13 protein-coding genes and 1 tRNA gene are annotated in these 18,434 nt (G+C 35.2%); 5 read left to right on the forward strand and 9 right to left on the reverse strand.

The annotated features are described in order from the left end of the window. Positions 1–1,131: 1,131 nt before the first annotated feature. Positions 1,132–2,886 carry a gamma-glutamyltransferase gene (gene ggt / locus C6H08_RS08950; protein ID WP_034579437.1) on the reverse strand — a complete coding sequence of 585 codons (1,755 nt, stop codon included), beginning with the start codon at positions 2,884–2,886 and terminating at the stop codon, positions 1,132–1,134. A 221-nt stretch (positions 2,887–3,107) separates the two neighbouring features. Between ggt and C6H08_RS08955 the strand changes: the two genes are divergently transcribed. Both C6H08_RS08955 and C6H08_RS08960 read left to right on the forward strand, forming a co-directional pair. Then, on the forward strand, positions 3,108–4,403 hold the full coding sequence (locus tag C6H08_RS08955) for a DUF814 domain-containing protein (RefSeq protein WP_034579440.1): 1,296 nt from the start codon (positions 3,108–3,110) through the stop codon (positions 4,401–4,403). Positions 4,404–4,406: 3 nt separating this feature from the next. Further along, positions 4,407–4,757: a hypothetical protein gene (locus C6H08_RS08960; protein ID WP_034579443.1), complete on the forward strand. Its 351-nt coding sequence runs from the start codon at positions 4,407–4,409 to the stop codon at positions 4,755–4,757. Positions 4,758–4,916: 159 nt separating this feature from the next. On the opposite strand, the gene rsfS is transcribed toward C6H08_RS08960, so the two are convergent. The 8 genes from rsfS to uvrA form a co-directional block, all read right to left on the reverse strand. Beyond that, entirely contained in the window at positions 4,917–5,282 is a 366-nt protein-coding gene (rsfS, locus tag C6H08_RS08965; RefSeq protein ID WP_034565367.1) for a ribosome silencing factor, read from the reverse strand. Positions 5,283–5,299: 17 nt separating this feature from the next. Next, positions 5,300–5,893: a nicotinate (nicotinamide) nucleotide adenylyltransferase gene (nadD, locus tag C6H08_RS08970; protein ID WP_034565369.1), complete on the reverse strand. Its 594-nt coding sequence runs from the start codon at positions 5,891–5,893 to the stop codon at positions 5,300–5,302. 2 nt (positions 5,894–5,895) lie between these two features. Continuing rightward, entirely contained in the window at positions 5,896–6,060 is a 165-nt protein-coding gene (locus C6H08_RS11555) for a hypothetical protein (RefSeq protein ID WP_004084278.1), read from the reverse strand. A gap of 27 nt (positions 6,061–6,087) precedes the next feature. Further along, a complete protein-coding gene (gene lgt / locus C6H08_RS08975) occupies positions 6,088–6,924 on the reverse strand; it encodes a prolipoprotein diacylglyceryl transferase (RefSeq protein WP_034565371.1) in 837 nt (278 codons plus the stop codon). A gap of 236 nt (positions 6,925–7,160) precedes the next feature. Beyond that, a tRNA-Phe gene (locus C6H08_RS08980) sits at positions 7,161–7,236 on the reverse strand. A gap of 307 nt (positions 7,237–7,543) precedes the next feature. Next, complete coding sequence (locus C6H08_RS08985; RefSeq protein ID WP_034565374.1) at positions 7,544–7,966, reverse strand: toxin-antitoxin system YwqK family antitoxin; 423 nt, start codon at positions 7,964–7,966, stop codon at positions 7,544–7,546. Positions 7,967–8,326: 360 nt separating this feature from the next. Next, positions 8,327–10,054 carry a proline--tRNA ligase gene (locus C6H08_RS08990; RefSeq protein ID WP_034579446.1) on the reverse strand — a complete coding sequence of 576 codons (1,728 nt, stop codon included), beginning with the start codon at positions 10,052–10,054 and terminating at the stop codon, positions 8,327–8,329. Between the two features lie 270 nt (positions 10,055–10,324). After that, positions 10,325–13,150, reverse strand: a complete 2,826-nt coding sequence (uvrA, locus tag C6H08_RS08995; protein WP_034579449.1) for an excinuclease ABC subunit UvrA — start codon at positions 13,148–13,150, stop codon at positions 10,325–10,327. A 329-nt stretch (positions 13,151–13,479) separates the two neighbouring features. Between uvrA and C6H08_RS09000 the strand changes: the two genes are divergently transcribed. The 3 genes from C6H08_RS09000 to C6H08_RS09010 all read left to right on the forward strand — a co-directional run bounded on the left by C6H08_RS09000 (position 13,480) and on the right by C6H08_RS09010 (position 18,424). Continuing rightward, positions 13,480–15,078: an inorganic phosphate transporter gene (locus C6H08_RS09000; protein ID WP_034565381.1), complete on the forward strand. Its 1,599-nt coding sequence runs from the start codon at positions 13,480–13,482 to the stop codon at positions 15,076–15,078. A gap of 526 nt (positions 15,079–15,604) precedes the next feature. After that, positions 15,605–17,746 carry a methyl-accepting chemotaxis protein gene (locus C6H08_RS12635; RefSeq protein WP_104686175.1) on the forward strand — a complete coding sequence of 714 codons (2,142 nt, stop codon included), beginning with the start codon at positions 15,605–15,607 and terminating at the stop codon, positions 17,744–17,746. An 81-nt stretch (positions 17,747–17,827) separates the two neighbouring features. Further along, complete coding sequence (locus C6H08_RS09010; RefSeq protein ID WP_034565383.1) at positions 17,828–18,424, forward strand: hypothetical protein; 597 nt, start codon at positions 17,828–17,830, stop codon at positions 18,422–18,424. Positions 18,425–18,434 lie beyond the last annotated feature (10 nt).

The following is an 18,434-nucleotide window of genomic DNA, read 5'->3' on the forward strand; positions in this document are numbered from 1 at the left end:
AAATTCAAGTTAGGTTCTTGCAAGTCTATCGACTTTTCAAAAAAAAAAAAAACGGATTTTTACAAAAAAAATATGCAAAAATTTGATACTTTTATATTTTATTGTTACTTTTTGTTAATTTTTAATGATTTTTTTAATATAAACTTAAGCATATTGACGATAAATTTTTGATTTCTATTCAAATGCGAGGCTATAAAATTATGAAAAATACTTAAAGATATTGCAACTGATCTTGAAAATATATGAAAATTTGCTTTCGAGATTTGATCACTTTTTGTTTCAAAAGATAATCCAATATCATGTACATAACCAAATAATTAAAGAATTATTTTCACTAAAAACTTTATCACCAAAATGCTTTGAGGAGTAATTCGCGTTTTATATTTTCTAGGTTTAGTTTTACATATTCTTGCTTGAAAAATTCTAACTTTTATGGGTTAAAAAATCTTATGATAGAAAACTCTTGATAACACATAAAGCATAAACTTGGAAAGCAAAAAGTCATTGATTGCATTATAATCAAATTCCCTCTTTTCAGCAAAATGCTCACTTGCACCCCCCCCCCCCCATGCTACCAAAAAACATCAAAACGCTAAAATTTTTCTTAACTCTAGAAGAGCAAAGAAGAGAGATTTGATTTAAGTGGGTATCAACAAATTCGCTATGAGACATAAGAAGACTTGAAGGAAAAACTTAAAAATCAACTAAATGAGTATTACAAAGCAAAAGACATTAGAATTATAAAAGAGTGCTTGCAAGGATAAAACACTTTATTTAAGAAATGTGAAGTCCGACAAAAGCCTCATATTTCGCGATGAATTAATGGCAAAATTCTTTATCAATGCAGTGGAGAAAGTGAGTTAAATCTTTGTCTAAGATTCTAGTAATATATTTAAAGAACTTCTAAAAGATCTCACTAAGACTGAGAATCATAGATGTCTGCCATACATGTGTAAAACCTTATTGTATGATTTTTATATAAAATCTTATGCTGGTAATTTGTTAAAATAATGTATTGGTAAATACACTAAAAATCTATAAATTGCTCAAATACAACACGAGATCTCAAACCTTTGCTATTTTAGATATTAAACCTCTGCGGTATATAAGTTTGAAACAATATTGATCGCATTATATCTTCCTTCTAGGGTCTAGTGTGCCATAAATAATACCCGTTTTTGGGTCAATTAAGATAGCATTGACATCGCCCATTGTGTCGGTTTCAATTACTTTATATCCCATTCTTTTTAGAATCTCTTGCGTGTCTTTATTGATAGAAAACTTCTCAATATCTAGCGTATCTGGCTGCCATTGCATATGAAAGCGTGGAGATTCTACGGCGGTTACAAGATCCATTTTATAATCAATGAGATTTACAATCACTTGTGCTACAACACTTATAATCTTCCCACTTCCTGGACTCCCAAGCACAACATATAGCTTGCCATCTTTTAGAATCATAGTAGGACTCATCGTGCTTAGCGGTCGTTTGTTTGGTGCGATAGCATTATTTGTGCCTTCAATCATACCATGTCGATTTGGATAACCCACCTTAATAGAGAAATTTTCCATTTGATCATTAAGTAAAAAGCCATAGTCACTCACAGCCACCCCAGAGCCATAGCGTCTATTGAGTGTATAGGTAACGCTGACTGCATTTCCCCATTTATCAACCACAGAAAAATGCGTGGTATTACTGCCTTCATGCAGGTTTGGATTATTATTTTGCTTTATTTTGCCTAAACCCGGGATTATCCTATCGCTTGGTGTCGCTCTATTTGTCTTTATGGAGCGATAGACTTCTCTTGCATATTCTTTGCTTAAAAGCGTATCTAGGGGTAAATCAATAAAGTCTGGATCGCCCATAAAGCTAGATCTATCAGCTTGTGCTTGTCGCATGGCTTCTGTTAAGAGATGAATGCTTTTTGATGATGCAAAGCCGAGTTTAGCCATATCCGCATTTTCGATAATGTTTAGAATCTCAAGGATATGCGCCCCACCACTGCTAGGTGGAGGCATGGTGATAATATCATATCCACGATAAGTCCCGCGTAAAGGCTTTCGCCATTTTACCTTATAATCTTTTAAATCTTGCAGTGTGAGTATGCCACCACCTTTTTGAATATCACTTACCATAGCTTTTGCAATTTCGCCTTCATAGAATGCCTTTTCCCCTTGTTGTTGCAAGATTCTTAAAGTCCTTGCTAAATCTTTTTGTATGAGTATATCGCCGTCTTTATAGGCTTCGCCATTCTCTTTTAAGAAGTATTTAGAAGAAGATTCAAACTTTGCAAAATCACTTTGGACTTCCTGCATAGTCTCTTGCTGTCTTTGCGTTACCATAAAGCCTTTTTCTGCTAACATAACTGATGGTTCTAAAAGCTCACTAAGCGTTTTTGTGCCATATTTATCAAGCATGGCACTCATGCCTTTTACACTACCCGGGACGCCAACAGAGAGATAGCCTGTAACAGCGGCATTTGGGATAACCTCGCCTTTAGAATCTAAAAACATATCGCGACTAGCCGCCTTTGGTGCGACTTCTCTAAAATCAAGGGCGATGTCTTCTCCATTTGCTAAATGGATAAGGGCAAATCCACCACCACCGATATTTCCTGCCGCAGGGTGAGTAACTGCTAGGGCATAGCTCACTGCAACCGCCGCATCAATGGCATTCCCACCGCTATCTAGCACGGCTTTACCAACAGCGTTTGCATACGGACTGCTTGTCATAGCAAGCCCATTACCCTCTCTATCTTTTATGGGAACATAGCTTGCAGCATTTATATGTGTCATGCTAAACAATATAGCACAAAGTGCGAGAATGCTAAATATTCTATTCCATCTTACAATACAATCTAGCGGTTTTAGATATGATAATAACATGCTTATCCTTTTTATGATTTCATCTCAAAAGACTTTTATTATAACTTAGTTTGTAACTAGAAATATAATATTTTATATATTTTTAATTTTGCTTCATAAAAATACGCTTGTAAGGATAGGCTATAATACAGAATCTATGTTATTATTTTTTGCGTTTCAATATGAAATATTTTTAGATTCCATATTTACACTATTTTTATAATACACTAAGGATTAAAAGCATGAAACTCCAACTCTTACATGATATTGTACGCTTATTTTGCACTCATAAAATGATTACTTATATCGCACGGATTGGTGATAATGTGATACATATACGACTTGATAGCATAAATTATTTTATCGATTTAAATAAGGGTAATCCAAGAATATATAGCAGTGAGAACATATTAAAAACAAAACACTATAATGCACCATTTGATGTCGCTATGAACAAATATATCTATAAAGCCAACATTAAGACATGCAAACTCGATGGTATGAATAAGATTCTAAAGCTATATTGCACATATAAAAGCACATATAAAAGCATTGAAACACTTTTTCAAATCGAACTCATAAATCGTGCCACAAATGCGATCATTGTGCAAGATGATAGAATCATATCTGCATTACGATTTAGTGATTCTTTAAAAAGAGCAATCTTACCTAAAATGCCACTTGCACCATTAGACCAACCACATTTTCTAAAAACTTTTACTGATAATAGCACTGAATATACATTGCAAATGCTTAGAGAAGAATATATTACTATGCAAAAAAGCTTATTGGACCAAAAACGAGAAAAAGTCTTACAGAATCTAGAAGCAAAAAAAGCAAAGCTTACCAAACTCTTAGAATCTCTGCCAGATATTGACACACTCACACAAGAGAGAGAAACAAGCTTTATGCTTGCAAACTATATTTTAACGCATTTAGATTCTATACCAAACTATGCGACAAGCCTAAGCATTGACAACATAACCTATGAAATCCCATGTATGAATAAGCCAAGCCTAGCAAGTGATAAGCTTTTCAAACAAACAAAGAAGCTAAAGCAAAAAATAGAACATATACACAAACAACAAGAAAATCTAGAATCTAAAATCACTTTTTTAAACAATCAAATCGATTTTGCAAAATATGCAAATAGTCAATCTCTAGACATACTCGCACCAAAAAAACACAATACAAAGAAGTTACAAAAAAGCCATTATGCAAGTTTTTATATCGATGGGATAAAAATCAGCATAGGTAGGAATGAGCGAGAAAATATCAGGCTTTTGCAAGATTCTAAGGGGGATTTTTTATGGTTACATATATGCGATATTCCATCATCACATTTAATTATCCATGCAAATAAAGTAAGCGATCAAGTGCTAGAATATGCTGGGATATTACTTGCAAAACTTTGTGGCATAAAAGATAACAAAATTGTGATAGACTATACAAAACGCAGGTTTGTGAGACTGACACAAGGCGCACATGTAGTCTATGCGAAAGAAAATAAGCTACATTTACAGCTAAATAAGGAGTAACACATGGCTTTAAATACTATTGGAAATATGACTTATATCAATCAAGCAAGTAGTGCGACATCAGCCTTGCATGCAAACAATATGCCACACCAAACTCCGCTTAATCACGCCATCTTTCACGAGCAAATGCAAAAAGTAGAGGAAGTGCGACCCGCAGAAGAAATGCATAAAACAGATGATAGAGAGGGTAGTGCTAAACGAGAGTTTGAAGAAAAAGAAGAAGAGAGCAAGGACTTTCAAGAGCAAATGGAAAATGCAGCAATAGCCCCAAAGAAAAAGAAAGATGATAGAGTGATTACAGAAGATGAAATGCTTATGCGACCAGAAACACATTTGCTTGATGTGAAAGGGTAGGGGGCTACAACTCTCATTGTGTTACAATGAAATTAGATTAGAAAGCATATATTCTTAATTAAGAAGTCTCATCGCGTGAAGATATTGTTGCAATAAGAATCTTTTTTAGAATCTAGGTTTGAATAAAAGTTTCTTAAAATAGATTCTGTTATCCTATTTTCAGGCTTGAGTATTTGCCACTTCTCCAAAAGTCTTTATCAAAAATTCTTCAATATTATATTTTTTGCGGTGATTTTCTGTGAAAATATGCACGATAACTTCGCCTAAATCAATGATAATCCAGTCTTCACTCTCTTCATCAATCGCATAGAATCTTACCCCCTTTGCTTTAAGATCTTCTTTAAGATAATGCAATAAAGATAGCGCGTGTTTCCCTGCCATAGCAGTAGCCACGACTACAAACTGCGATAAATAGCCCTTATTTGCGACATCAATCACTTCAATAGACTCTGCCTTTTTGGAATCTAAAATATCTTTTACCGCTTGGGCTAGATTCTGTGCGTTAGGCAATGAATTTTCTGTCATATATATCCTTTCCTAGTTTAAATCAATAACTTATAAGATTCTATCACATCATATCGAATATTTTCTGGAATCTCATCTTTATAATACTCTAAATTTTGAATGATAAGGCTTGAAGCATAAGGGTATGAAAAGTGTAGATACTGCATGTTGAGATTGTGCTTTTGTGCGAATGCTTTGCATATAGCTTCATTATTTGTATTTAAGCACTCTTTAGTTACGCGGTTAAAGACTATAAAGCAAAGATTCTCTCTTAAAACCTCAAAGTAGCTCCATTGTGGTAACTGCAAAAAATTATCCTGTCCTAAGATAAAATACAGAGTAGATGGCTTATAAAGATTCTTGAAATATTCCATGCTTTCTTTTGTCGTTACAGGTTTGTTTTGTAATATTTCATAATCACTGCATAGAATCTTATCATATTTTTCACATACTTTTTTTATCCATGCAAGTCGTTTTTGTGCGGAGATTCTAAAATGTGCTTTAAGTGGATTTTGATAGGCTACAAGCACGATTAATAAATCCAGCTTTAATGCACTCAAAGCCTTCTCAATAATGCCTACATGCCCTTTGTGTGGCGGGTCAAAACTCCCACCAAAAATAGCAAGATTCACCCTTATTTACCTTTTTTAGAATCTCTATATTGCTTTGCTTTTTTTGATAGCACAAGAAAGATTATAAACGCACTGCCCGTTACAATAAGGATTGTGCTCCATGCTTCAAAATGCGAGAAAGGCATACTAAAGTCAAACACTCTTTTTCCAAATATTTCAAATCCCATAACTTTCCTTTCTGTTTAATATCATTTCTACTTAATATCACTTTTGCGAGTTTTTATAATCCATAATAAAAACAATGCAATTCCCATCATAACGCAACTTAGAATCTGCCCCATACTAAGCCCTAAGAAGTAATAGCCCATCTGCACATCAGCTTCCCTAAAATATTCCGCGATAAATCGTGCAAGACTATATGCAAACGCATAAATAACGATAAGCATACCTTCAGTTTGATTTTTTTTAGAAGCAATCCACACTATAATAAAGACAACAATGCCCTCTAAAAATGCCTCAATCAGCTGACTAGGATAACGCAATACCCCTTCCACATAGATTCCTATAAATTTTAGTGAATCTTCTTCAATCACCCTACCATACAGCTCTTTATTTAAAAAATTCCCAATTCTCCCAAACACATAGGCAAGCGGCACACTCAAAGCAACTATGTCAAGCAAAGCAAAAATATTTGCCTTTTTCACATAAAAGAACAGAAATGAAGCAAGTAAAAAGCCAAAAACAGCACCATGAAAGCTCATACCCGCAATACCTACAAATCGCCCATCAACATAGGGGTTGAAAGCTTCCCAAGGGTGTGTGAGATAAAACATAGCAGAATCTGTATAAATAAAAAGATAGCCAAAACGCGCCCCAAGCAAGATCCCAATCTCAACCCATATAAAATAACTATCTATAATCTTTGAATCTATGTGTGAAAAACGCGGCATAGTTTTGACAAAATACTTCGCAAGAAAGAAACCAATAAGCAAAGCCGACACATACGCCAAGCTATACCAATGGATATTAAAGCCAAACGCGCTAAAGGCAATGGGACTAAAATGAGAATAGATTTCATTCCAAAAATTCATAATATAAACTCTATAGCTATTAAATTACAAAACCTCAATTATACATAATGTGTGATGATTTTTTAGCAAATAGTGTATAAAATTTGATTTTTGCGATATTTTTCAAGTTGATACCATAAGGTTTTTTAAAATTTAAAAATAATTAAAACAATATATCTTTCCAATACTTCATGCAATAGACAAAAACCACTAAATTTCGCGAAAGAATAAAAATGATAACTGAATACAAAGGAAGATGGTGGCTCGAGGCAGAATCGAACTGCCGACACAAGGATTTTCAGTCCTTTGCTCTACCGACTGAGCTATCGAGCCATTTTAAGTTTAATCAATAAAAAGAAGTAATTCTACTAAAATAAATATTAAAAACAACTTAAAGTAAATATAAAATTTAATTTTAATGGATTTGCAAACTCAATTCACATGGGATAAGGTATTAAAAATAAATAAATTGGATAGTTTCCTTGTCGCATAATGTGGCAAAGAACATTGATGAATGCACAGGGGAAATACATATAGTTACTGGGGCTAACAAATTGCCTTCAAAATATCGTAGTAGATTCAAGCATTCCAATGTTTATAGCTGGTTAAATTTATAAATAAAATTCCAATATCTATTTCATCATAACTCATTGTATATTTGTATTGCTTCATCAATGTGATTGTTGGCATGTTGTATTCTGGCTAATTGTTCGCTAGTAAATTGTTTGCCATTTACGCATATTATTGATTGTATCTCATCATCTTTGTATAAAACTTTCATGATCATATCATCATTTTTGTTGTAGAATCTTGCAATACCTTGTGCTTTATCGTCTTTGCATGGCGTTTTGGCTTTTAGATTCCCATTTTCATAATACCACTTTAACATGCCTTCTTTTTCATCATTTTTATATGGTGTTTCAATCTTTAGATTCCCACTCTCATAATAGTATCTATTTACACAACCGCTTATTTTGTCTTCTTCGCTTTTGCATTCTTTTAGCATGGTTGTATCTATACTATGAAATGAAAGAAAACCCATTAACACACTTTTTAGTAACATATTTGTCCTTTTAAATTAAGATAAAGATTCTGTATTTTACAAAAATTCTTTTAGACTAAAGCCTGAAAGATTCTAAAATTAGAGTCTAGCAAGTGTTAAGACCTTAAATCATAAATTATTTAGAATCACTCTCTTAAGGCATATTTCTTGTAAATAGACAACCACCTTTCCAATATGTCCGATGTTATGATTTAACATTATGAATAAATCAAAACCCGTTAAAACTTTTATTATTAGTGCATTTACTGCCTGTAAGCACACTATCTTACACTTTAAATGAGATCAGCAATTTCTTTATCTTCTGTGTGGAATTTAGACTATCTAATATCTAATCTACAACTGCATTTATAGAATCTTTATTTACAAAATCCCAAGCAAAGATTCTAAGATATTTGCGCTGCTATATTCTGTCTTTATGAGTCCATCTCGCTTTATTAATTCTAACTTATTTTCAGCAAGTCTCTTACCTACAATTAAGGCATATTCAAAGCCGATTAACTCAAAATCAGCGATTTTACTTCCAAACCTTTCATTCCTATCATCAAGTATGACTTCAATGCCCTTCTCTTGTAGTCGTGTGTAAAGATTTGTAGCAAAAAGCACCTCTTCTTCATTTTTCATATTTGAGATGATAATATCAAGCTTAAATGGTGCGACAGCTTCCCACACACAGCCTTTTTCATCTGCCTTTTGCTCTAAAATCGCTGATATTAGTCTGCTTACACCAAGCCCATAGCAACCCATAGTAAAAGGCATACTAGAGCCATTTGAAAGAAGAAAATTAGCCTGCATAGGCTTTGAATACTTATCCTCTAACTTAAAAATATGCCCTACTTCAATGCCCTTACTATAACGCAAAGTCCCACCGCATTTAGCACAAGAATCACCCTCTTGCACAGCCACTAAATCGCGATAATATAAATCATCAAATTCCTCCAATTGCACACCAACATAATGATAACCATGCTCATTTGCCCCACATATCAAATCCTCTCCATTCTCTAATTCCTTATCAAACACAATAAAACGAGAATTTGTCAAAGCACGCAAATGTATAGGACCAATAGAGCCTTGTGGCAACTTATAAGATTCTAAAAATGCCGTATCCGCATCGGCTATATCAAGCACGGAAGGATCAATCGCCTGAAGTGCATTTAATGCTTTAGTATCCTCTAGCATATCTTGACCGCGCATAAAAAATATAGCAATATCAACGCTATCTTTAAAAATCACTTTTTTTACAACCGCTTTCATAAGGTAGAATGGATTGACTTTAAAAAACTTGCTTAACTCATCAATGGTTTTTACATTTGGCGTTTCAAATTTATGATAACTGCTTGTAGCTTGTGGGGCAATTTCATCGCATGTTTTTGGCTTACGCACTGCTGCTTCAATATTTGAAGCATAATCACATTTGGCACAAGTTACAATCGTGTCTTCACCGCATTCAGCAAGCACCATAAACTCACGACTACCACTCCCACCAATCGCACCAGAATCCGCCTCAACAATGCGAAAATCAAGCCCCAAACGCCTAAAGATTCTCACATAAGTATCACGCATATTCACAAACTCTTTATTCAAAGATTCTAAAGAATCATGAAAACTATACGCATCTTTCATCACAAACTCTCTAGCGCGTAAAAGCCCAAATCTAGGACGCAACTCATCTCTAAATTTTAAATGGATTTGATAGAGATTAAGTGGCAGTTGCTTATAGCTTTTGATATAGGTTTTTGCTATCTCTGTTACACATTCTTCATGTGTTGGACCAAGCACAAAAGACGCCCCTTTTTTATCGGTAAAAAGGGCTAATTCGCTATATTTTTCATATCTTCCGCTTTGCTCCCAAAGGCTTGTTGGCGTTAAAAATCCCATAGTGATTTCATTTGCCCCAGCCCTATTCATCTCTTCTCTTACTATGGTTTTGATTTTATCCATTACAATTTGTGCTAATGGCAGAAAGTTGTAAATACCACTGCCTATTTGATGAATGTAACCTGCCCTAAGCAAATAGATATGACTTTTTAACACTGCATCTTTTGGTGCTTCTTTAAGTGTTGGTGCAAAGAAAGTTGAAAAACGCATGATTTTCCTTTTTTATGAGTGATGGCTATAAATTTTTGTAAAGTATTTTACAGAATTTTATTTTATATTGCAACACCAAGCAACGCAAGTTTATCTAGAATTATCACATCTTAGCTTATTAAGGATTAGATCCCAAAGAGGTGTTTGTGGCGACAAGACATGAATAAATAAGTTGTGCGTCTAAGCCTAGAATGAAATCCAAGCGCTAGTGTTTAACCCCCACTTTGTTATATTAAACGATAACTAATCTTTTAAAATCATTAAAAATCATCACAACACTTCATTTGCTAAAAATTGTGCGGTGTAGCTCCCGCTTTTATCCTTATTTTTTATAATATCAGCTACGCTACCACAATCTACGATCTGTCCGCCACCGCTGCCACCATCTGGTCCTATATCAATGATATAATCTGCGTTTTTAATCACATCTAAATTATGCTCAATCACAACGACAGAGTTTCCAAGACTAACAAGATGATGCAGCACGCCTGTAAGTTTATCCACATCAGCAAAGTGAAGTCCCGTTGTAGGCTCATCTAGGATATACAGCGTTTTGCCTGTATCCTTACGGCTTAATTCCTTGCTAAGTTTAATCCTTTGGGCTTCCCCACCACTTAGTGTAAGTGAGCTTTGCCCAAGTGTAATATAGCCTAGCCCTACGGCTTGTAATGTCTTAAGACGATTAAAAATCTTTGGAATCTTACTAAAAAAGCTACATGCTTCATCAACACTCATAGCAAGGACTTCTGCTATATTCTTGTGATTATAGGTAATCTCTAGTGTTTGTGGATTGTATTTCGCACCTTTGCATACATCACATTTCACCATGACATCGGGTAGAAAGTGCATTTCTATCTTTATTTCGCCCTCACCTTGACATTTTTCACATCTGCCACCTTTGACATTAAAGCTAAAACGACCGACACTATAACCGCGTATTTTTGCCTCTTTTGTCTCTGCAAAAAGATGGCGTATATCATCCATTAATCCCGTATAAGTGCTTGGGTTACTTCTTGGGGTTCTGCCTATTGGACTTTGGTCTAGATAAATTACTTTGTCAAGATTCTCTAAGCCCTCAATAATTACACCGCTATTTGCTTGAATGCGTTCTGAGTGATTAAGCAATTCTTGTGCGGCGGGTAAGAGTGTCTGTAAAATAAGTGAGCTTTTGCCACTGCCACTAACGCCCGTTACACACACAAAGTTTGCTAATGGAATCTTTACGCTGACATTACAGAGATTATGCAAAGTAACATTTCGCATACTTAGCCATGTCTCTTGCTTTCTATTATACTTATAGTCAATCTTTTTTGTGCCATTTAGATATCGTGCGGATAGCGTTTTGCTTTTTAATAAATCTTTAACCTTACCGCTAAATACGACTTCACCCCCATAGATTCCAGCACCCGGTCCTATATCGACTATAAAATCTGCACGCATAATAGTTTCTTTATCATGTTCTACAACAATGACACTATTACCCTTTTCTTGCAATGACTTTAGCGTTTTAATAAGCTTTAGCGTATCTCTCTCATGTAGTCCTATGCTTGGCTCATCAAGCACATACATAACACCTGTTAGCCCACTGCCGATTTGACTTGCGATGCGTATTCGCTGACTCTCCCCTCCACTAATGCTACGCGCATCACGATGCAGTGTAAGATAGCCTAGCCCAACATCATAAAGGAAGAATAATCTCTCTCGTATCTCTTTAAGTATAGAATCTGAAATTTGCTTTTGCTGTGTGCTAAGGTAGGAAAAATTCTCTTTTGTATCAAAAAAATGATAGCAATGCTCAATTGGCATATTGATCACTTCTGCTATCCCTTTATCTGCGACTTTCACACTTAAAGATTGTGGATTTAGTCTATTGCCATTACAACCACTACAAGTTTTTTCTACCATATAATCTGTTGCATCATCTTTTAGCACATCAAGGGCTATTTGCATGACACCTCGCCAAGTCTGCTTTATCGTGCTATTTTTCCAAGTTACCATAATATCTTTTGTGCTGCCATATAAAAGTGCGTTTTGCTTATCTTTAGAAAGTTCTGCAAAAGTGCTACTAGGCTTTATATCATAGGCATTACAAAAGCCCTCAAAAAGTGCGTAATAATAGCTTTTATTGAATCCAAAAATAAACTTTATCCCGCCTTTATTAAGCGGCTCATGCTGTGTAATAATGCTATTCATATCAAGGGCGTATTTCACACCTAAGCCACCACAATCTCTGCATGCACCCTTTGGAGAATTGAAAGAAAAGCTTACAGGCTCTAGCTCTTCAAAGCTTACCTTACATTGAAAACAAGCTAAATGTTCGCTAAAGTGGATTATTTCATTATGTTCTTTAGAATCCCTTTGATCTTTAGAATCTTGTAGTATCTCAACCTCAATTTCGCCATAAGATTCCTTTAGTCCAGATTCTATCGCATAAGCTATTCTTGCATGATTTTCTTCATTTAGCACCACTCTATCCATAACGATACTAATGCTATGCTTTTTAGTCTTTGCAAGTGTGATTTCAGAATCAAGTCTTGTCATCACACCATTAATCTTTGCTCTTACATAGCCTTTTGTGCGTAAAGATTCTAATTTATCTTGAAAGCTTCCCTTTTTCTCTTTGACAATGGGGGCATAAATAATGAGTTTAGAATCTTTTGGCAATTTTAAGACTTCATTAATAATATCAGTTGAAGACATAGAGCTAATCTTTTCCCCGCATAAATGGCAATGTTGCATACCAACTCTAGCATATAAAAGTCGCAAATAATCATATATTTCTGTGATAGTGCCAACGGTAGATCGTGGATTCTTTGAAGTCGTCTTTTGGTCTATGGCAATAGCTGGAGTTAGCCCCTCTATCTTTTCTACATTTGGCTTACCTACTTTATCAAGGAATTGTCTCACATAGCTTGAGAGAGATTCTATATATCGTCTTTGCCCCTCAGCATACAAGGTATCAAATGCAAGCGTGCTTTTACCGCTACCACTCACACCTGTGAATACGACTAATTTATTTTTTGGGATAGAGAGATTTATATTTTTTAGATTATTTTCTTTTGCACCTATGATTGTGATATTGTCATTTTGTCCCATATTTTCCCTTTTTCTCTACCAAAAATTACAAAATTAAAAAGCTTGTATTCTATCAAAAATACACAAATATATATGTGAAAATGTAATGCGATAATCACAATATTGGAGAGAAGATTCTAAGTTGATTTCTTACATATTGTCTTTTATGGGCTATGTGTGATATGTTGATAATGTTATGGGATTTGTAATTGTATGTGTTTATTTATACTAGAATCTATGCATTTGTGACCTATGAATGACATATTTGCACTAATTCGCAAAGCAAAGAGTGAGATATTAAGCTATAATGAAAAGGTTTTTGTGCCATTTCAAGTCTTAAGGAAGGTTTTATGGATATTCAAAATATTAACAAGATTGAGAATGCTACATCATTTGGGCAAAAGGATATTATAAAGATTGGCATTGTGCTTGCATTTTTTATTGTTATTGCTGGTATTGCTATCACTTTTGGTTATCCTGTCAGTAGTCCTGTTGTGCTTATCTTTGCTGCTGTTGTGGGTGGTTATATGGCACTCAATATCGGTGCAAATGATGTGGCAAATAATGTTGGTCCAGCAGTTGGGTCTCATGCTATCACACTTGTTGGTGCGATAATCATCGCTGCGATTGCGGAGGCTTTGGGGGCTATTATTGCTGGAAAAGATGTTGTTGATACGATTAAATCTGGCATTATTAATCCTGCTAGTTTGCAAGATAGTAAGACCTTTATTTATGTCATGCTTGCAGCCCTTACTTCTGGGGCGATTTGGCTACATGTTGCTACTGCGCTTGGTGCGCCTGTATCTACGACACATTCACTTGTTGGCGGTGTGCTTGGAGCGGGCATTATGGCTGGTGGCTTTGGCATAGCAAACTGGGGTGCTATGGGAGAGATTGCCTTAAGTTGGGTTGTATCACCTTGTCTTGGTGGCTTAATCGCCATGATATTTTTATTTATCATTAAGCGATCTATTACCTATCAAAGCGATAAAAAGACTGCGGCAAAACGCGTTGTGCCATTACTAATTCTTATTATGTCATGGTCATTTAGCGTGTATTTGGTGCAAAAAACTGGCATGATTAAACTGAGTTTTGGTGTTGCCTTACTTGCTGGATTAGCTATTGCAATTGTTATTTTCTTTATTTCTCGTCCATTTATCATTAAAAAGGCTGATACGCTGTCAAACACAAAAGAGGATATTAATGAGCTTTTTACACTCCCTTTAATATTTTCTGCCGCTCTTCTTAGCTTCGCACATGGTGCAAATGATGTGGCAAATGCTATTGGACCTTTAGCTGGAATCTATGAAGCGATTAGAGAAACTACTATGGAAGCGTTTGGCGGTAAAGCACAAGTGCCATTTTGGATTATGCTTATTGGTGGGCTTGGAATCTCGCTAGGACTAGCCCTTTATGGACCAAAACTTATCAAAACGGTTGGCAGCGAGATTACAGACCTTGATAAAATGCGTGCTTTTTGTGTGGCTCTTTCTGCCGCCATTACCGTGCTTATTGCTTCACAATTAGGACTTCCTGTAAGTTCTACACACATTGCTATTGGTGCGATTTTTGGTGTTGGATTTTTGCGTGAATATCTAAAAAAGCGTTACTATACTATGCAGCAAGAAATAATTGAGGCACATAAGGGTAAAAATGAAGAAGCTGTGCAAAGATTCTTAACAAAATTTGAACGCGCAAACATCAAGCAAAAGCAAGAGATGCTACAATCGCTAAAAGAGAATGCTGCAAAAACTGATAAGAAGAATGCCGATTTGCCCGTATTGAAGAAAAAAGAGCGTAAAAGTTTGAAAAAAGCCTACAAACAAGAGCTAGTTAGACGAAGTGCAATCAATAGAATTGTTGCTTCATGGCTTATTACCGTGCCACTATCAGCTATCTTTGGTGCAGTTACTTTTTATCTTATATCAAAGGTTGATATTCCGTTGTAGATTCGAGATTGGCTGTTTGTGTTGGCTTAAGATGAATTAGCGAATAATCTGTTTGTCATTATATTTAAACGCGTGTTTTTAAATACGATCGTTGTTGTATTGCAGCATAGTTAGTTACCTAGCATACATGCTACAAGAAACTTTCAATTTAATCTCAATTTGAGAACTTTTTAGACGGCAACACATAGAAGGAGGTCTTCTTAAATTTCTCATATCTTGCAAAAAAAATGTTTTTGGGTTGCTATCTTGTTGGTGTCTTATATCTGCAATGTATGCAATGTGCTACTCTCATCGATAATATTGAGATCCTCTTTCGCCTCTCAACAACCATTAATTTTAATCAGTAGTGGCACCTATCATACCCATCAGATATACATCAAAGCACTCACAAAGCATTCATGCATATAAAAATGTAAAATTTTAAACTTTAATATGAAAAATAATGAAAAATGTTTTTTTCTTTTTGTAATTTTGGCTACAATAACGACTTTACACTGCAAAAACAAAGGAAAAACAAGGAGTATAAATGCAGTTTATTCGCGATATGAGTATAGGTAAGAAAATCAGCTTTCTTTTAACAACAGCCTTAGTGCTAGGCATGTGTGTGCTTTATGTGATTGTTTCTAAAAAACTAGAAAATAGTATGCAATATGAAGCACAAAAAACACTTATTGCAAATGCTATTCAAGATGCTAGAGATGTAGAGAACTATTTCAATGTTGCAGGTGGGAATCTTGAGGCGATCACAAAGGCAATCCATGTAGACTGGGAGGAGGGGACTAGCTCTCTTAGCGATAACTCTCTTATGCACTTTCTAGGCTACATTGTAGATTATAATCCGGCCATAATAACCACTTTTACACAGATTAAACATCCTTCTTTTTCTCGTAGTAGAAGGGCAAATGCAGATTTATATAATGCAAACGGCAATTTAGAATTTGCTCTCATAGACACGAATAATAATGAATACGACACGGGCATTGAGATAGCAAAGCAAGGTGTTATAAAAATGCCTGATGGACGCAGTATTTTTGAGGGTATGCCAGACATTAAAGAAGCATACACAAAAAAAGATCCGATAGTAACAAAGCCCTATCGCATACTCTACAATAATGTGGAGACATCAGCTGTGGGCGTGATTTTTCCAATCGTTTCAAATAATGATGAGGTTGTTGGTGTGCTTGGAACGCTAATTGATATGGATAGTCTCTCAAAAATCGTATTTAATCCAAAACACGCTTTATATGCACATGCAGAACGCTTTCTTATAAATAGTTACAATGCTTTGACACTCTATCCTGATACAAAAATGCTTGGAGAATCCCTTGAAGCAGTTATGGATTCTAAAGCAGCCCAAGAAATTATGGCGTTGCAGTATGATCCAGACGCTGGGGCTAGAGAAAATACAAAGGTTATTGAGATAGAATCTAAGAGTGGTGCAAAAGGTTTAGCAAGTGTCTTTAAATTTGAGATATGGGATAATGTAGTATGGACGATGGTAAGCTTTGCACCCTATGATGAAGTGCTAGAAGAACTTTATTTGGTAAGGTATGCGATCATTATTACCGTGTTAGTCCTTACAATATTTATCGCCTTAATTACGATTGGTTATGCAAAATTCTATTTACAAAGCGATATTGAAAAAATCTATGTTGGCTTAGAAAATTTCTTTGCATTTTTGGACTATAAAACAAATAAAGTTGATAGCATTGCAATTCATAAAAAAGATGAATTTGGACGAATGGCACAGAAAATTAATGCAGTTGTAAAAGATATTGAGAATCATAGTTTGCAGGATAAAGCCGCTATTACTGATGCTATTGATGTGGTAGATAGGGTAGAGCGTGGCGACCTAAGAGTGCGTTTGACGGAGAAGCCATATAATCCGCAGTTAGTCAAGTTGCAAGAGATTCTAAATAATTTACTTGAGGTTTTACAAACAAAAATCGGTGGCAACATGAATGAGATTCAAAAGCTTTTTGAGCAGTATAAAAACCTTGACTTCCGCAATTCTATCCCTGAAGCAGAAGGCAATATCGAAAGCATTGCAAATCTACTTGGTGCCGAAATAAGAAGAATGCTAAAAGATTCTAAGTCTTTTGCGACAAGTCTTAACGATAGGTCAAATTCGCTTGAAGACAATGTTAATAAACTCACAGAAGGCACAACGCAACAAGCCCAAGCCCTAACGCAAACTGCCGCTTCACTGGAGCAAATCACAGCTTCAATGCAGAGTATGCGTGGGCGTATGAATGAAGTGTTGCAACAAGGTGAAGATATTAAAAATATCGTAGCTATCATTAATGATATTGCAAATCAAACCAATCTACTCGCATTAAATGCTGCTATTGAAGCAGCAAGAGCTGGAGAGCATGGCAGGGGCTTTGCAGTCGTTGCTGATGAGGTGAGAAAACTAGCAGAACGCACGCAAAAAAGCTTAAGTGAAATTGAAGCAAATGCCAACATTCTATCGCAAGGTATAAATGAAGTAGCAGAGACCATAAACGAACAAGCACAGAGTGTAGCCCAAATTAATGAAGCTGTTACACAACTTGAAGATAGCACGCATCAAAGTGCAGATGTTGCAAGGCATTCACAAGAGATTAGCCAAGCAGTGCATGAGATAGCGGAACAAATCCTTGAAGATGCAGAGAAAAAGCAGTTTTAGGTTTGTTTATTATCTTTAATCACATAGAAATAGAACATTAATATATGTTTTGTGTGTGTCGATATTTTTAAGGGATAATGTATGGATTCTCATAATAATATAAAAACAAAGAGTTTCTTTCTCTCTTTGCCTTTTCTCTTTGTGCTTTATGTGATACTTTGCATTCTTGGCATTTTAGCTTACCGATATTTCGTTACACAAGCACCACTTTTTGAACATACTTTTGTTGAGCTTATATCAAGGGGAATTATCCTTGTTTTTTATCTTTTTGTTGTGAATCTTCCTGCATTTTTTCTTGTATTTATCCCCATATTGCGACAAAACCTGATTGTTTTTGGTGTATGCCTTGCTCTTGTTGTTGCCTTTTCTCTCACAGGGCTACCTGCCACTCTATCTTTAAGCAATCAAATTTTTATGATTCCTTGGTTTGTGATATGGGAAAGCTTTGTTGTAGTAAGTATTGTGTGTGATGCTTTTTTCCGCAATATGCCTAAGCTTAATGTGTCTATTGTATTAGTCTCAAGCCTTAAAATCATCTTTGGCTTTTGCCTTGGTATTGTATTTTTTATATGTTGTGTGGTATTTCAATTCTATGTTTTCGACAGATATGATTTCATCGGTAGAAACTACGGGATACCATATAACAAAAAAGTTCTATTTCAAGATTTGGGATTCTAAAATTCTAACA

This window comes from Helicobacter bilis (genome assembly GCF_900198365.1).
Classification (GTDB): Bacteria; Campylobacterota; Campylobacteria; order Campylobacterales; family Helicobacteraceae; genus Helicobacter_A; species Helicobacter_A bilis_B.

What these genes read in the sequence shown, in the direction of transcription:
- C6H08_RS08985 (WP_034565374.1), bottom strand. Translation starts at nt 7,966, where the DNA reads ATGTTACTAAAAAGTGTGTTAATGGGTTTTCTTTCATTTCATAGTATA.
- C6H08_RS08955 (WP_034579440.1), top strand. Translation starts at nt 3,108, where the DNA reads ATGAAACTCCAACTCTTACATGATATTGTACGCTTATTTTGCACTCAT.
- C6H08_RS08990 (WP_034579446.1), bottom strand. Translation starts at nt 10,054, where the DNA reads ATGCGTTTTTCAACTTTCTTTGCACCAACACTTAAAGAAGCACCAAAA.
- rsfS (WP_034565367.1), bottom strand. Translation starts at nt 5,282, where the DNA reads ATGACAGAAAATTCATTGCCTAACGCACAGAATCTAGCCCAAGCGGTA.
- C6H08_RS12635 (WP_104686175.1), top strand. Translation starts at nt 15,605, where the DNA reads ATGCAGTTTATTCGCGATATGAGTATAGGTAAGAAAATCAGCTTTCTT.
- C6H08_RS08960 (WP_034579443.1), top strand. Translation starts at nt 4,407, where the DNA reads ATGGCTTTAAATACTATTGGAAATATGACTTATATCAATCAAGCAAGT.
- C6H08_RS09000 (WP_034565381.1), top strand. Translation starts at nt 13,480, where the DNA reads ATGGATATTCAAAATATTAACAAGATTGAGAATGCTACATCATTTGGG.
- uvrA (WP_034579449.1), bottom strand. Translation starts at nt 13,150, where the DNA reads ATGGGACAAAATGACAATATCACAATCATAGGTGCAAAAGAAAATAAT.
- ggt (WP_034579437.1), bottom strand. Translation starts at nt 2,886, where the DNA reads ATGTTATTATCATATCTAAAACCGCTAGATTGTATTGTAAGATGGAAT.
- lgt (WP_034565371.1), bottom strand. Translation starts at nt 6,924, where the DNA reads ATGAATTTTTGGAATGAAATCTATTCTCATTTTAGTCCCATTGCCTTT.
- C6H08_RS09010 (WP_034565383.1), top strand. Translation starts at nt 17,828, where the DNA reads ATGGATTCTCATAATAATATAAAAACAAAGAGTTTCTTTCTCTCTTTG.
- C6H08_RS11555 (WP_004084278.1), bottom strand. Translation starts at nt 6,060, where the DNA reads ATGGGATTTGAAATATTTGGAAAAAGAGTGTTTGACTTTAGTATGCCT.